General features: G+C 64.0%; 1 pseudogene. It reads right to left on the minus strand.

Annotated elements, in window-relative coordinates:
• Positions 1 to 392: pseudogene (locus G6032_RS00005) on the minus strand (methyl-accepting chemotaxis protein); the annotation flags it as partial.

The raw sequence follows: 392 nt of genomic DNA on the forward strand, positions 1-392 counted from the left end.
TGGTAGTTGCCCTGGATCTTCTGGGTCAGGTCGCCTTCACTCAGCGCCACCATGACGCGCTTGACCTCGTTGACCGGGACCACGACCGCGTCGAGGGTGGCGTTGACGCCTTCGACGATCTTGCGGAAGTCGCCCTCGTGGCGCTTGGCGTCGGCCCGGGTGGCGAGCTGGCCGGCCAAAGCCGCCTCGGAGAGCATGTTGGCGTCGACGATCAGGGCCTTGAGGTTTTCGCGGACCTTTTCGATGGTGTCGTTGATGAAGCGCTTCTTGCCGGGGAACTTCTCCAGCTCGGCTTCGAAGTTGCCGCGGCCGAACTCGGCGACGCAGGCCATGGCCTTCTTCTTCACGGCGATGTGGCCGTTGACCATGCCGTTCACGCCTTCGGCCATGGT

Source organism: Wenzhouxiangella sp. XN24 (assembly GCF_011064545.1).
GTDB lineage: Bacteria > Pseudomonadota > Gammaproteobacteria > Steroidobacterales > XN24 > XN24.